Origin of the sequence: Allobrachymonas denitrificans DSM 15123, from assembly GCF_900110225.1 — a bacterium.
Lineage (GTDB): Bacteria > Pseudomonadota > Gammaproteobacteria > Burkholderiales > Burkholderiaceae_C > Brachymonas > Brachymonas denitrificans.
This window is the reverse complement of sequence record NZ_FOCW01000003.1, coordinates 59,560-73,314: the sequence shown is the minus strand read 5'-3', so window position 1 is coordinate 73,314 and position 13,755 is coordinate 59,560. Positions and strand designations below refer to the sequence as shown.

Sequence of the window (13,755 nt, the reverse complement as noted above, 5' to 3'; positions counted from 1 at the left end):
GTGCACCCGTGCTTCCACTTTCCCCCAAGCGCTCACATCGACAGCACGCGCCTCAAGTACAGCCAAGCTCGGCTCGGCTCGACTCGGCTCGACTCGGCTGAGAATATCAGGAGCGCCCTGTCGAACCGTACCCACCCTCTCCACGCGCGCTGACATCGGCAAAGGCGTCCACCACATTGAAGTGTGCCTGCATCACCGGCACGATCACCAGCTGCGCAATCCGCTCCATCGGCTCGATGGTGAATGCGGTATCGGTACGGTTCCAGGCACTTACCATGAGCTGCCCCTGATAGTCGCTGTCGATCAGCCCCACCAGATTGCCCAGCACGATACCGTGCTTGTGGCCCAGACCCGAGCGCGGCAGGATCATGGCGGCATAGCCCGGATCCTGCAGGTAGATCGCCATGCCAGTGGGCACCAGCTGCCAGGCATTGGGCTCCAGCGTGAGCGGCGCATCGATGCAGGCGCGCAGGTCCAGGCCGGCACTGCCGGCGGTGGCATAGGCAGGCATCTGCGTCTTGAGGCGTTCATCCAGGATCTTGAGGTCGACGTGCAGGGACATGGCAATGACAATAGGCAAAAGGGCTATTGTGCCCCGGCAGCAGACATTTACGGCTAGAATGATTGCCTGCAGTAAAAACCCTGCATCTTCAGCCGTGCGCGCGCCTCTGCAGAATCCCGCCATGGCCTACGCCGCCTGCATGCTTCGGGCATGCCACGGAGCGGCATTAACCTGAATACACCTGAACATGAAAATCGCTCAAGAAATCCGTGCCGGCAACGTGATCATGCACGGCAAAGACCCGATGGTCGTGCTGAAAACCGAATACGCCCGTGGTGGCCGTGGCGCCGCTACCGTCCGCATGAAGCTCAAGAGCCTGCTGAGCAACTTCGGCACCGAAGTGGTGTTCAAGGCCGACGACAAGATCGACAACATCGTGCTCGACAAGAAAGAGTGCACCTACAGCTACTTCGCCGACCCGATGTACGTGTGGATGGACACCGAGTACAACCAGTACGAAGTCGAATCCGAGAACATGGGCGACGCACTGAACTACCTGGAAGAAGGCATGGAAGCCGAAGTGGTGTTCTACGAAGGCAAGGCCATCTCCGTCGAACTGCCCACCAGCGTCGAGCGTGAAATCACCTGGACCGAGCCCGCTGTCAAGGGCGACACGTCCGGCAAGGTGCTCAAGCCCGCCAAGATCGCTACCGGCTTCGAAGTTGGCGTGCCGATCTTCGTGGCCCAGGGCGACCGCATCGAAATTGACACCCGCACCGGCGAATACCGCAAGCGCGTGTAATGGTGCTGCAGGCCCGGCCTGCAATTCCGGCGAGAAAGGCTTTCCGTGCTGCGGAAGGCCTTTTTTGTTTGTGTACACTGGAATTCAGCCGGCGCGTGCCGGAGGAACAAGAACACGAAGGACACCATGAAGAACAAGGGCAACCTCAGCGAACAGAGACTGGCCCGTGCCTGGGAAGAACTCCAGGAACTTGCTGATCAGGGCATCGCCCTCCCCCCCGATTCCAACCGCCTGGCCTTTGCTGATCCGGAGTTCCTGCTGCGGCGCGAAACGCGCAGCATCCGACTGCAGATCGAGATGCTCAAGCCCGAACTGGAGCTGGAACGTCGCCAGATCGACCATACAGTGGTGGTGTACGGCAGTGCGCGCGTGCCCTCACCGGAATTTGCCACCCAGGCCATTGCCGCCGCCGAAAAGACCGGCGATGCCGAAGCGCTCAGGCAGGCCGAACGCTGGCGGCGTGGAGCAGCGTCCTACGACGCTGCGCGCCGTTTCGGCCGGCTGGTGGCGGAGTACAGCATTGGCAAGCCGCGCGAGAGCCATGTGTATGTATGCACCGGCGGCGGGCCCGGCATCATGGAGGCCGCCAACCGCGGGGCCAGCGAGGTGGGAGAGCCGACCATCGGCCTCAACATCACGCTGCCGCATGAGCAGCAGTCCAACCCCTACATCACGCCGGACCTGAACTTCAAGTTCCACTACTTTGCGCTGCGCAAGATGCACTTCATGGTGCGCGCCGTGGCCCTGGTGGTGTTTCCGGGCGGCTTCGGCACGCTGGATGAGCTGTTCGAGGTGATGACGCTGGTGCAGACGCGCAAGTCGGCCCAGGTGCCCATCGTGCTGTATGACACGGCCTACTGGAAGAAACTGCTCAACCTCGATGTACTGGTCGAGGAAGGCATGATTTCGCCGGAAGATCCCCAACTGCTGAGATACGTGGACTCGCCGGAAGACGCCTGGCGCGAGATCCGCGATTTCTATCTTGCCAAATGTTCCGACCCGGCCAAGGCGATGACGGCTACCGGCCCGTGCCTGGTCTTCCATTCACAGGGACCGGCCTGAAACCGTCCGCTACCTCGCTTGCATCTGGCTACACCGTAAAGAACAGCACCCGCAATAATGGGGCAGATATACGAGGACAATGCCATGAAGAACATGCTGTTTGCCCTGCCCTTCGCAGCCCTTCTGCTCGGCGGCTGCGCCGTATCGGTTGGCGACCCCTACTACGGTGACGAATATGGTTATGGAAGCTACGGTGCCGGTAATGGCAAGCAATGCCCACCCGGCCAGGCCAAGAAGGGCAACTGCCTGCCGGGCGGTGGCTTCTGCCCACCCGGGCTGAAAAAACAGGGGCGCTGCGGCCCGACGAGCGGCGCTGGTGGTGTCATCATCGATCCGGGCATCCGCATTGACCCGATCCGTGTCGATCCGGTGCGCGTCGATATCCGATAAGTTCTCTTTGCCACAGGTTAACGCCCGCCGATGCGGGCGTTTCCATTTGCGGACAGGTTTCCGCCGAAGCAGCACCACGTACCAGATGGCGGTATCGGCAAAGCCTCAACCCCATGCAACGGAGCCTGACGCCGAATTGCCTGGAACAGCCTCAGTCCGCATCCTCATCGGATGCACCAAGCAAGCCGGCGCCCCCTTGCGGCAGCCCCAGAATGCCCTGCGCCTCCGGCTCAGGCAAGGCCTCAGCACTGCGCAAGCTGCGGTGCATGGCACGGTTGCGGCGCTCGGCTTCGTCCAGAGTGTTGAGCACGGTCTGGGTCTGCTTCTTGACCTTGGCCAGCACATCACCGAACTTGCCAAACTCTGTCTTGACAGCGCCCAACACCTGCCAGACCTCGCTGCTGCGCTTTTCCAGCGCCAGCGTCTTGAAACCCATCTGCAACGAGTTGAGCATAGCCATCAGCGTGGTCGGCCCCGCCAGCGTGATGCGGTGATCGCGCTGCAGGGCTTCCATCAGGCCGGGGCGGCGCAGCACTTCGGCATACAGACCTTCGGTCGGCAGGAACAGGATGGCAAAGTCGGTGGTGTGTGGGGGCGCAACGTAACGCTCGCTGATGGACTTGGCCTCCATGCGGATGCGCGCCTCGAGCTGGCGTGCGGCCAGTTCGGCGCCTTCGGCATCGGCACGCTGTTGCGCTGAAAGCAGGCGCTCGTAATCCTCATTGGGGAACTTGGCATCGATGGGCAGCCACAAGGGCGTGCCGTCCTCGCTCTTGCCGGGCAGACGGATGGCAAAGTCCACCGCGTGGCGGGCGCCGGGATGCACGGTCACCTGTGCCGCATACTGATCGGGCGCGAACACCTGCTCCAGCAGAGCGCCGAGTTGCGCCTCGCCGAACATGCCACGGGTCTTGACGTTGCTGAGCAGGTGCTTGAGGTCGCCCACGCCCTGCGCCAGCGTCTGCATTTCGCCCAGGCCCTTGTGCACCATTTCCAGGCGATCGGCCACCTGGCGGAAGCTCTCGCCCAGACGCTGGTGCAGCGTCGATTGCAGCTTCTCGTCGACGGTCTGGCGCATTTCGTCGAGCTTGGTGCTGTTCGTCTGCTGCAGCTGCGCCATCTGGGTTTCCAGCGTGCCGCGCATCTCCTGCAGGCGGCGGGCATTCGATTCGCTCAGGGCATCGAGCTGGCGGGTCAGCGTATCCGACACCTGTTTCTGCATGCCGGCCAGACCGCCCTGCACGCCCTGCAGTTGCTGCTGCAGCATCTGGGCGTTCTCGGCAAGACGTGTCTGCAAGGTGTTGTGCAGCGTTTCCCCCACCAGCATGCGCACCTGCTCCAATTGCTGGGTGTTGCCCTGAGCCAGACGCGTGATCTGCTCGTCCAGTGTCTGGCGCACTTCGTTCATGCGCTGCTGGTTGCCTTCGTGGAGGCTGGCAAGACGCTGGTTCAGTGTGTCCTGCACGATGCGCTCCATCCGCGCCAGCTGCTGGGCAAAACCATCGAGCTGCACGGCCTGGGTACGGGCGGACTCTGCCGCATGCTGCACCAGAGCGTTCTGGAAGGTGCCCAGCGTCTGTGTGTGCTCCTGCCGGCTGGTGCGTGCCGTTTCTGTCAGTTCCCGGCGCAACTCCCGTTCCAGCCTTTCGTTGCCGTCGTCGATGCTGTCTTCCAGCGTATTGCGCAGGGACTCCATGGCTTCGCGCTGCACACGGTCATCCGGCTTGCGCAAGAGCAGCACGATCAGCAACAGCAGGTTCAGGCCCAGCAGAATCAGGGCCACGGTCAACATCAGGGATTCGGACATAAATCAGCGGGGCAGCACTTCGGGGTTCAGCGGCGTCAGCGCTTCGCCGCGGGTGAAAAAGGCAATCAGGTTGTCGGCCGCCAGATTGGCCATGGCGCGGCGCGTGGCCTCGCTGGCGCTGGCAATATGGGGCGTGAGCACGACATTGTCGAGGGTGAGCAGATCCGGATGCACCTGTGGCTCGCCGTCGTACACGTCCAGGCCTGCCGCTGCAATCGTACCGTCACGCAACGCCTGCGCGAGCGCCGCATCGTCCACGATGCCGCCACGCGCGATGTTGATCAGGCTGGCGGTAGGTTTCATCTGGCGCAGCTCCTCCATGCCGATGGCATGGTGGTTGGCAGCAGAATAAGGCAACACCAGCACCAGATGATCGGATTCGCGCAGCAAGGCCTCGCGAGACACATAGCGCGCCCGGCACTCCTGCTCGGTGACGGCATCGAGCTGGCTGCGGTTGTGATAGATCACCTTCATGCCAAAGCCATGCGCGCCCCGGCGTGCGATGGCCTGACCGATACGGCCCATGCCCAGAATGCCCAGGGTGCTGCCATGCACGTCGCAGCCCAGCAGTGTGTCGTAACGCCATTTGGTCCAGTGGCCGTCGCGCAGCCAGCGCTCGGCCTCGGTCACGCGGCGCGCAGTGGCCAGCAGCAGGGCAAAGCCGAAATCGGCCGTGGTTTCGGTCAGCACGTTCGGTGTGTTGGTGGCCAGCACGCCAATTGCCGTCAGTGCGGGCAAATCCAGGTTGTTGTAACCCACAGCCATATTGGAACACATGCGCAACCGGGAACAGGAAGCCAGCATCTCTGCATCGATGATTTCCGACGGAGTCGTCAGGACGGCATCGCAACCCTGCAGGTGTTCCCGCATCTGATCGCGGCTCAAGAGCGCATCCTCGGGATTGTCCATCACGTCGAAATGCTGGCGCAGGCGCTCCACCACATCGGGGAAGATGGCACGGGTCACCAGCAGGCGCGGTCGCTGCGAAGAAGTTGTATGCATGGGAAACAAGGTTTGCAGCGACGGCGTGCATCGCTATATAAGGAGAAGGCGCTGCACCGGATGATAACGGAGCCCCTGCTCTGCATGCGGTGCGTTAGCCCGGACGCATGTGGCAGACACTCCCCTGCCGCTGCACCGGAGTTCGGTGGCTCCGGCAGAAGCGTGCGCACCGGGCAAATGGGTGCTGCAGGGCAAGCCACTGCACATCTTGTTGCAAATTGACCGCAGCTTTTTTGCTGCACCGCACAAAAAGTGCTTGAAATGCACCCAACAGGTCTTATACTAGAGCCCATGTTGCAGTGCAACAAAAGTGCCGGCGAACGCTGCGACGCATGGCACAGGGGTTCAAGCCCCACCAACAAACGCAGTGTCATTTTCACCTGTAGTGTTATTTTTGGAGGAACTCCCCATGCTGACCGCTGAACAAATCGCCGCCGCTCACAAAGCTAACCTGGAAACCCTGTTTGGTCTGACCAACAAGGCTTTCGAAAGCGTTGAGAAGCTGATCGACCTGAACGTGAACGCTGCCAAGGCCGCTCTGACCGACGCCGCTCAAACCACCCAGGCTGCCATGAACGTGAAAGACGCCCAAGAGCTGCTGGCTCTGCAGGCTTCCCTGTTCCAGCCCCTGGCTGAGAAGACCGCTGCTTACAGCCGTCACCTGTACGACATCACCTCCGGCGCCGCTGCTGAATTCAGCAAGGTTCTGGAAACCCAGGCTGTTGAAGCCCAGCAAAAAGTGACCGCCGTTGTGGACAACATGAGCAAGAACGCTCCTGCTGGTTCCGAAGCTGGCGTGGCCATGATGAAGAACGCCGTTTCCGCTGCCAACTCTGCTTTCGAATCCGTGCAGAAGGCCGTGAAACAAGCTTCCGACGTTGCTGAAGCCAACTTCAACGCCATGACCAACACGGCCATCAACGCCACCAAGACGGCCGCTGCTGCTGCCAAGAAGCCTGCTGCTCCCCGCGCCTAATCAGGCCTGAGCAAAGACTGGCTGGCCTCTGATGCCAGCCAGCACACAAGTTGTCTCCTTGTGTCTCGTTACCGGTGCAATGCCGGACTAGCAGATGCAATTTGCCCCACTTCGGTGGGGCATTTTTTTGCGCAAAACTGACGCAAAGCCCGACACGCAGCCCTGCGACGGGCTACACGAGGTCAGCGCACCCCTTGTGCCAGTAGCTGGCGGATACGGGGCAAGGCCTGGCGCATGGCTGCACGTCCGGCCTCGATCGAGCGCTCACGGTTGCTGAAATCCGCACTCGACACCCCTGCCAGAGCCGGACGCAACACCACGTCGGCAGTCTTGAGTTCGTTCGTGTTGATGTTGCGGCCCATGATGCTGAAGGTTTTCAGCACCACCTGTGCCTGGCTGCTGGCCGCTTCGGCCGTGGGTTCGCTGCTGATGTCGATGGCGACAACCACATCTCCACCCAGCTGCCGCGCATAACGCACCGGCACCGGCGCGACCAGTCCGCCATCTACATACTCGCGACTGCCAATCCGCACCGGCTCGAACACGCCGGGTACAGCGCTCGACGCCCGCACTGCCTGCCCGGTATTGCCGCTGCGAAACAGAATACCCTGGCCAGACTTGAGGTCCGTGGCGACGATGCCCAGCTTGATCGGCATCGCCTGGATGGGACGGTTGCCAACCTGCTGGTTGATGAAGCGCTCAAGAGCAGCGCCGCGCAACAGGCCGCGATTCAGGAAAGGCACTTGCCAGTCGGTGATGGCGTTCTTGTCCAGCCCCTGCGCCGCGTCGCGCAGGGCCTTGCCACGCAGGCCGCTGGCGTAGATGGAACCGACCACGCTGCCGGCGGAGGTGCCGACGACGATATCGGGGCGGATACCCGCCTCTTCCAGCACCTCCAGTGCACCCACATGGGCAAAGCCGCGCGCAGCGCCGCCTCCAAGGGCCAGCGCCAGGCGCGGCTTGCGCAATACCACCGGGCGAGCGGGAGGCTTTTCCTGCGTGGGTGCGGGAGGCGCGCTGCCGCAGGCCGTCAGGCCAAGCAGGGTTGCAGCGCCCATGCCTCCACCCAGCCAGCGCAAGGCCTGGCGGCGTGGCAGGGAGTCGGAGGAGGATGCAGACGGGGAGATTTCAGGCAGAGTCATGGTGATGGTGGTAAGGCGTGCCAAGGCACATCGGGCATGGTAAGCCCGCGTGCCAACGGCGTGCAAGCAAACGTAAACTGGCAACGCTGTACGCGCGCCTACAATGGATCGCCGCAAGCCTGAAAAGATTCATTCTTGCGGGGATTTCTGTTGCCGTTTCACGTTGCGGGAATGCCGGCATTTCGCTGGCGTTTCGCCGCGTGTTCGCCCTACAATGCGATATTCCGTTGACGTCAACGTCAACCATAGCGACCCCATTTCAATTGGACATAAGGAGTTCGACATGGAGATTCAAGGCAAGTCTTTCATCGTGACCGGCGGTGCTTCCGGCCTGGGCGAAGGCACGGCGCGCATGCTGGCAGCCAATGGCGGCAAGGTCGTCATCGCTGACATGAACGAAGAGCGCGGCCAGCAGGTGGCGCAAGAAATCGGCGGCGTGTTCGTCAAGGCCAACGTGGCTGACGAAGCCGACGGCCGCAAGGTGGTGGAAGCTGCCGTGGGTCTGGGCAAGCTGATGGGTCTGGTCAACTGCGCCGGCATCGCTCCCGCCGAGAAGATCGTGGGCAAGAAAGGCCCGCACAGCCTGGAACTGTTCCAGAAAGTCATCACCGTCAACCTGATCGGTTCCTTCAACATGATGCGCCTGGCTGCCGAAGCCATGAGCGCCAACGAACCCGAAGCCACCGGCGAGCGCGGCGTGATGATTTCCACCGCTTCCGTGGCAGCCTTCGAAGGCCAGATCGGTCAGGTGGCCTACAGCGCCTCCAAGGGTGGCGTGGTTGGCATGACGCTGCCGATCGCCCGCGATCTGGCACGCAGCGGCATCCGCAACATGACCATCGCTCCCGGCATCATGGGCACGCCCATGCTGTTCGGCATGCCGCAGGAAGTGCAAGATTCGCTGGCAGCCATGGTGCCCTTCCCCAGCCGCCTGGGCCGTCCGGAAGACTTTGCCAAGCTGGCCAAGCACATCATCGAGAACGACCTGCTGAACGGCGAAGTGATTCGTCTGGATGGCGCGATCCGCATGGGCATGAAATAAGATTCTGCTTCGGCATGACCCAGAACGGCGCTTCGGCGCCGTTTTTTTATGGGCGTGTGATTTGGGCAAACTGCCCTCCTCCTGCATCAAGCCCGCCGCACGTCTACCATAGGCAGACAGGTCCCCTTACACCGTCATGTGGCAGCTTCTCGTGGCTATAGCGTGCAGCCGAACGTTGCATTCACGCTGCGCCGCGATGCCGCAAGTCGTAACCAATCGTGGCTGGCTACGGCTGGCTGCAACACATCTCCGGTGAAGGCAGCATTTGCGCTGGCAATCTGTTACCAACGCCTGCCGACACGCCGCATCAGGGCCGGACAATCCTGAAAAGCGCCATGACTGCGCAGGACAAGGAGATGCCATGAAAATCCATCAAACCATAGCTACCGCCCTGGTGGGTGCCGCCAGCCTGCTGGGCGTGGGCGCAAGCCAGGCGCAGATCACCGTCAGCGCCAACCCCTGGTACAACAACATCACGGTCGGTGCGCCGCTGACGCAAGGCGTCTACGGCCAGATCGTGCTGGGTAACGCAACGGTGCCGCCGCCGGTGTACAGCTCGCGACCGGTCATCATCCATCGCACTGCCGGCAGGTACGACCCGATGTATCTCTACGTTCCTCCGGGCCACCGCAAGAAGTGGGACAAGCACTGCAGCCGCTACAACGCCTGCAGCCGTCCGGTGTATTTCGTGAACGTGGCCTCGCCGCGCGCCTATGCCATCCATCGTCCTGGCGAGCGCGTGATGGTGCGCGAGCCGGTGGTGGTGCACCGTCCGGTCGTGGTGGTTGATCGCGATGACCGCTATGACGACAAGCGCGAGCGCAAGGAAATGCGGCGCAACCAGAAGGACTACGAAAAGGCCCGTCGCGACGATGACCGTCGCCACAAGGGCTGGGAGCGTGGCAACCAAGGCCAGGGCAAGCAGATCGGCTGGGATCGCGGCCGCGGCAACCCGCATCGCGATTGATGCTGTCTGCATGGCGGGAGCGGCGCTCCTGTGCGCCCCGCCATGCCGCGCCACAAGACGTACAGCCATGCACATGCATGGCTGTTTTCTCTTGGCAGGTAGCGCGCCGCACTCCCTTCAAGAGACGGCACGCCCCCCTGGCATTACAGATCCGGCAGTTTGTAATCCCCCAGCATCTGGCGCACCTTGATCTTGAGCATCTTGCCGGTGGCGCCGAGCGGGATGGCATCGACAAACACCACGTCGTCCGGAATCTGCCACTTGGCCAGCTTGCCTTCGTAGAAGGCCAGCAGTTCCTCACGCGTGAGTTGCGCATCCGGCTTGAGCGCCACCACGGCGATGGGGCGCTCGTCCCACTTCGGGTGGGGCATGCCGATGCAGGCCGCCATGGCGACTGCGGGATGGCCCATGGCGATGTTCTCGACGTCGATGGAGCTGATCCATTCGCCTCCGGACTTGATCACGTCCTTGCTGCGGTCGGTGATCTGCATGAAGGCGTCCGGGTCGATGGTGGCCACGTCGCCGGTGTGGAACCAGCCGCCATCGATGACTGCCGACTTGTCGAAGCGGAAGTAGCGCTCGATCACCCAGTTGCCGCGTGCCATCAGGTTGCCGTAGGTGGTGCCATCATGCGGCAGATCCTCGCCGTTCTCGTCGATGATTTTCAGGTCCACGCCGAAAATCGGCCGGCCCTGCTTGGCGAGCAGACGGCGCTTCTCGTCGGCTGGCAGCGACTCGTTCTTGAGCTTGAGCGTGCTGAGCGCTCCCAGCGGCGAGAGCTCGGTCATGCCCCAGGCGTGGATCACGCGAACGCCCAGGTCGGCAAAGGCATCGATCATGGCCGGCGGGCAGGCGGAGCCGCCGATGACGGTGCGGTTCAGGCTGCTGAAGCGCAGGCCCTTGGATTGCACGTGCATCAGCAGCATCTGCCAGATGGTGGGCACGCCGGCGCTGAAGGTGACTTGCTCGGCTTCGATCAGTTCATACAGCGACTTGCCATCCAGCTGCGGGCCGGGGAAGACCACCTTGCAGCCGGTCATGGCCATGCTGAAGGGTGTGCCCCAGGCATTGACGTGGAACATGGGCACCACGGGCATGACGGCATCGCGCGAGCTCAGCGCCATGGCGTCGGGCATCACCGCCGCATAGGCGTGCAGGATGTTGGAACGGTGCGAATACAGCGCGCCCTTGGGGTTGCCGGTGGTGCCGCTGGTGTAGCACAGGCCGCTGGCGGTGTTCTCGTCAAGCTGCGGCCAGTCGTAGGCGGTGTTCTGGTTGGCGATCAGCGCTTCGTAGCTGGTCAGATTCGGAATGCCGCTGTCGGCGGGCAGCTTGTCGGCATCGCACAGGGCGACCCAGCGCTTGACGGTAGTGCAGTGGCTGTGGATCTGCTGTACCAGCGGCAGAAAACTCATGTCGAAGCACAGGGCCTCGTCTTCGGCGTGGTTGACGATCCAGGCCATCTGCTCGGGATGCAGGCGCGGGTTGATGGTGTGGATGATGCGGCCGGTGCCGCTCACGCCGTAGTACAGCTCGAGGTGGCGGTAGCCGTTCCAGGCCAGCGTGCCCACGCGGGCATCGGCAGCCAGGCCCATACCATCGAGCGCATGGGCCAGCTGGCGGGCGCGGCGCGCTGCATCGGCCCAGGTGTAGCGGTGAATGTCCCCTTCCACACGGCGCGACACGATCTCGGTATCGCCATGGTTGGCGGCTGCAAATTCGATCAGCGACGATTGCAGCAGCGGTTGGTTCTGCATCAGGCCCAGCATTGATTTCTCCTTGTGTCGATGGTTGTACTTTCTCGCAGGCCATTGTGCCAGCAAAAATGTGAACGCCCGTACGGAGTTTCATGGACCACGGAATTTCCTCCAGCCCGCAGGCACCGTCCAGGAACGCGTCCCTCACCAGCAGGTGACCATAAATGCAGCCCGGAAAATGGCCCGACCACTACCACGGACTTGGCCGCTCCCGCACAATCGGGCCATGTCCGAGCAAGCGTCCCCTACCCCTTCGCATTCTCACTGGCAGCCCGGCCTGGGTGCCTTGGGCGAAGCCTTTGTCACCTTTCTCAACCCGGTGCCGCTGACACGCCCGCACTGGATTGCGCATAGCCCGGCCGCCGCCGACTACCTCGGTCTGGACGAAGCCTGGCTGGCCCAGGAAGATGCGCTCAAGCTGTTTTCCGGCAATGCCCTGCCGGAGGGTGCGCGGCCCTGGGCCAGCGTCTACAGCGGCCACCAGTTTGGAGTGTGGGCCGGGCAGCTGGGCGATGGCCGCGCCCTGACGCTGGGCACCCTGCCCGCCGCGGATGGCACGCTGCAGGAAATCCAGCTCAAGGGCAGCGGCCTGACGCCCTATTCCCGCATGGGGGACGGCCGTGCCGTATTGCGCTCGTCGATCCGCGAATTCATCGCGTCCGAGGCCATGCAGGCGCTCGGCATCCCCACAACGCGCGCGCTGTGCCTGACCGGTTCGCGCGATCCGGTCTACCGCGAACAGGTGGAAACTGCCGCCGTGGTCACGCGCTTTGCCCCCAGCTTCATCCGTTTCGGTCATTTCGAACACTTTGCCTCGCGCCAGCAGGATATTCCGCTGCGCACGCTGGCCGATTACGTGATCGGGCAGCATTACCCTCACTGCCGACAGGCACCCAATCCCTATGCCGCCCTGTTGCGTGCCGTTGCCGAAGGAACTGCAGATTTGATCGCACAGTGGCAGGCCATCGGCTTCTGCCATGGCGTGATGAACACCGACAACATGAGCATGCTGGCGCTCACCATCGACTACGGCCCCTACCAGTTTCTGGACGCCTACGATCCGGGCCATATCTGCAACCACAGCGACGAGCGCGGGCGCTATGCCTACGACCGGCAGCCCGATGTGGCCTACTGGAACCTGTATGCGCTCGGTCAGGCCCTGCTACCCCTGATCGGCGAAGTGGATGACGCCAAGGCCGCCGTGGACGTGTACCCCACGCGGCTGGCAGAAAGCCAGGCCGCCTGCTGGGCAGCCAAGCTGGGACTGCAGGACAGCACCGCTGCTTCGGAATTGATGCAGCCCCTGCTCATGCAGCTCAGCGTGAACCAGGCAGACTTCACGCTGTTCTGGCGACGCCTGTCCCTCGCCGTGGCCGAGGGCCGCAGCAGCTTTGACGGGGTCCGCGACCTGCTCATGCGTCGCGATGCGCTCGACTCATGGTTCACCGACTACCTGCGCGCGCTGGATGAACATGGCCTGCCGGACACCGGCGCGGCCATGCTGCGCGCCAACCCGGCCGTGGTGCCACGCAACTATCTGTGCCAGAACGCGATTGCCGCCGCCGAAAAAGGCGATTTCTCCGAAGTGCGGAATCTGCTGGAGGCCTGCACGACGCCCTATGACACGCGCTGGGATACGCACGCCTACGCAGGCCTGCCGCCCGACTGGGCTTCGGGTATCTGCGTCAGCTGCTCGTCGTGACCGTGTGACAGCACCTGCCCTTGCCAAGGCCGCTCACGGATGGTTACCGCAGGCAAACCCCTTGGCGGGCAAGCCGTCATCAAAACCCTCTACACTCAGCCCCATGCGGGCACTGTGCCCCACACAACAAGGAGACACGTCATGGAATTTCCGGTCCAGAAAACCCCGATCGAATGGGAAGCCGTGCTCAATGCCAAGAATGCCGAGCCGGTTGCCATGCAGGTGACGCGCTTTGCCGCCACCGAACATCCCTTCACCGGCATCTACGCCGACCATTTCGCCGAAGGCGTGTACCGTTGCATCTGCTGCGACCAAGCGCTGTTTGCCAGCGCCACCAAATTCGATGCCGGCTGCGGCTGGCCCAGCTACTACCAGCCGATCAGCGCCGAAGCCGTGGTGACGCGTGACGACAGCAGCCACGGCATGCAGCGCACCGAAGTGCTGTGCAGCAACTGCGGCGCGCATCTGGGCCACGTCTTCCCCGACGGCCCGGCACCCACCGGCGACCGCTACTGCATCAACTCGGCCTCGCTCGAGTTCGTGCCGTTGGGAGAGCCCAGCCAGGACGTGGATCCCCAATATCCCTGAGGACATCGACTCCCAA

The 13,755-nt window shown here is 62.8% G+C and carries 13 protein-coding genes; 8 read left to right on the top strand and 5 right to left on the bottom strand.

Features of this window, described 5'->3' with window-relative positions; genetic code table 11:
* Window positions 1-106: 106 nt before the first annotated feature.
* Window positions 107-556 carry a dUTP diphosphatase gene (dut, locus tag BMW28_RS08080; protein ID WP_091816618.1) on the bottom strand — a complete coding sequence of 150 codons (450 nt, stop codon included), beginning with the start codon at window positions 554-556 and terminating at the stop codon, window positions 107-109.
* 193 nt (window positions 557-749) lie between these two features.
* Between dut and efp the strand changes: the two genes are divergently transcribed.
* The 3 genes from efp (at window position 750) to BMW28_RS08065 (ending at window position 2,756) form a co-directional block, all read left to right on the top strand.
* Window positions 750-1,304 (top strand): elongation factor P, encoded by a 555-nt coding sequence (gene efp, locus BMW28_RS08075; protein WP_091816406.1) that lies wholly within the window; start codon window positions 750-752, stop codon window positions 1,302-1,304.
* Window positions 1,305-1,430: 126 nt separating this feature from the next.
* Window positions 1,431-2,366 (top strand): LOG family protein, encoded by a 936-nt coding sequence (locus BMW28_RS08070; RefSeq protein ID WP_091816404.1) that lies wholly within the window; start codon window positions 1,431-1,433, stop codon window positions 2,364-2,366.
* An 84-nt stretch (window positions 2,367-2,450) separates the two neighbouring features.
* On the top strand, window positions 2,451-2,756 hold the full coding sequence (locus BMW28_RS08065; RefSeq protein ID WP_234970077.1) for a hypothetical protein: 306 nt from the start codon (window positions 2,451-2,453) through the stop codon (window positions 2,754-2,756).
* Window positions 2,757-2,907: 151 nt separating this feature from the next.
* Here the strand turns inward: BMW28_RS08065 and rmuC are convergent, their stop codons facing one another.
* The gene (gene rmuC, locus BMW28_RS08060; protein ID WP_234970076.1) at window positions 2,908-4,563 is read right to left on the bottom strand and encodes a DNA recombination protein RmuC; all 1,656 of its coding nucleotides are present in this window, start codon (window positions 4,561-4,563) and stop codon (window positions 2,908-2,910) included.
* Window positions 4,564-4,566: 3 nt separating this feature from the next.
* A complete protein-coding gene (locus BMW28_RS08055; RefSeq protein ID WP_091816401.1) occupies window positions 4,567-5,565 on the bottom strand; it encodes a 2-hydroxyacid dehydrogenase in 999 nt (332 codons plus the stop codon).
* 409 nt (window positions 5,566-5,974) lie between these two features.
* Between BMW28_RS08055 and BMW28_RS08050 the strand changes: the two genes are divergently transcribed.
* Window positions 5,975-6,541, top strand: coding sequence for a phasin family protein (locus BMW28_RS08050; RefSeq protein WP_091816399.1), 567 nt, complete (start codon window positions 5,975-5,977; stop codon window positions 6,539-6,541).
* 182 nt (window positions 6,542-6,723) lie between these two features.
* On the opposite strand, the gene BMW28_RS08045 is transcribed toward BMW28_RS08050, so the two are convergent.
* Window positions 6,724-7,683 carry a patatin-like phospholipase family protein gene (locus BMW28_RS08045; protein WP_234970075.1) on the bottom strand — a complete coding sequence of 320 codons (960 nt, stop codon included), beginning with the start codon at window positions 7,681-7,683 and terminating at the stop codon, window positions 6,724-6,726.
* Between the two features lie 283 nt (window positions 7,684-7,966).
* Here BMW28_RS08045 and BMW28_RS08040 point away from each other — a divergent pair, with 283 nt between their 5' ends.
* Window positions 7,967-8,725 carry a 3-hydroxyacyl-CoA dehydrogenase gene (locus BMW28_RS08040; protein WP_091816394.1) on the top strand — a complete coding sequence of 253 codons (759 nt, stop codon included), beginning with the start codon at window positions 7,967-7,969 and terminating at the stop codon, window positions 8,723-8,725.
* A 361-nt stretch (window positions 8,726-9,086) separates the two neighbouring features.
* The gene (locus BMW28_RS08035; protein ID WP_091816391.1) at window positions 9,087-9,692 is read left to right on the top strand and encodes a hypothetical protein; all 606 of its coding nucleotides are present in this window, start codon (window positions 9,087-9,089) and stop codon (window positions 9,690-9,692) included.
* Window positions 9,693-9,835: 143 nt separating this feature from the next.
* On the opposite strand, the gene BMW28_RS08030 is transcribed toward BMW28_RS08035, so the two are convergent.
* Window positions 9,836-11,461 carry a 3-(methylthio)propionyl-CoA ligase gene (locus BMW28_RS08030; protein ID WP_091816389.1) on the bottom strand — a complete coding sequence of 542 codons (1,626 nt, stop codon included), beginning with the start codon at window positions 11,459-11,461 and terminating at the stop codon, window positions 9,836-9,838.
* 214 nt (window positions 11,462-11,675) lie between these two features.
* Here BMW28_RS08030 and BMW28_RS08025 point away from each other — a divergent pair, with 214 nt between their 5' ends.
* On the top strand, window positions 11,676-13,151 hold the full coding sequence (locus tag BMW28_RS08025; RefSeq protein ID WP_091816386.1) for a protein adenylyltransferase SelO: 1,476 nt from the start codon (window positions 11,676-11,678) through the stop codon (window positions 13,149-13,151).
* A 141-nt stretch (window positions 13,152-13,292) separates the two neighbouring features.
* Complete coding sequence (msrB, locus tag BMW28_RS08020) at window positions 13,293-13,739, top strand: peptide-methionine (R)-S-oxide reductase MsrB (protein WP_091816384.1); 447 nt, start codon at window positions 13,293-13,295, stop codon at window positions 13,737-13,739.
* Window positions 13,740-13,755 lie beyond the last annotated feature (16 nt).

Bases quoted from the DNA above. Each gene is read 5' to 3' on its own strand.
- efp (WP_091816406.1), top strand. From the start codon at position 750: ATGAAAATCGCTCAAGAAATCCGTGCCGGCAACGTGATCATGCACGGC.
- BMW28_RS08070 (WP_091816404.1), top strand. From the start codon at position 1,431: ATGAAGAACAAGGGCAACCTCAGCGAACAGAGACTGGCCCGTGCCTGG.
- BMW28_RS08045 (WP_234970075.1), bottom strand. From the start codon at position 7,683: ATGACTCTGCCTGAAATCTCCCCGTCTGCATCCTCCTCCGACTCCCTG.
- BMW28_RS08065 (WP_234970077.1), top strand. From the start codon at position 2,451: ATGAAGAACATGCTGTTTGCCCTGCCCTTCGCAGCCCTTCTGCTCGGC.
- BMW28_RS08025 (WP_091816386.1), top strand. From the start codon at position 11,676: ATGTCCGAGCAAGCGTCCCCTACCCCTTCGCATTCTCACTGGCAGCCC.
- BMW28_RS08050 (WP_091816399.1), top strand. From the start codon at position 5,975: ATGCTGACCGCTGAACAAATCGCCGCCGCTCACAAAGCTAACCTGGAA.
- rmuC (WP_234970076.1), bottom strand. From the start codon at position 4,563: ATGTCCGAATCCCTGATGTTGACCGTGGCCCTGATTCTGCTGGGCCTG.
- msrB (WP_091816384.1), top strand. From the start codon at position 13,293: ATGGAATTTCCGGTCCAGAAAACCCCGATCGAATGGGAAGCCGTGCTC.
- BMW28_RS08035 (WP_091816391.1), top strand. From the start codon at position 9,087: ATGAAAATCCATCAAACCATAGCTACCGCCCTGGTGGGTGCCGCCAGC.
- BMW28_RS08040 (WP_091816394.1), top strand. From the start codon at position 7,967: ATGGAGATTCAAGGCAAGTCTTTCATCGTGACCGGCGGTGCTTCCGGC.
- BMW28_RS08055 (WP_091816401.1), bottom strand. From the start codon at position 5,565: ATGCATACAACTTCTTCGCAGCGACCGCGCCTGCTGGTGACCCGTGCC.
- BMW28_RS08030 (WP_091816389.1), bottom strand. From the start codon at position 11,461: ATGCTGGGCCTGATGCAGAACCAACCGCTGCTGCAATCGTCGCTGATC.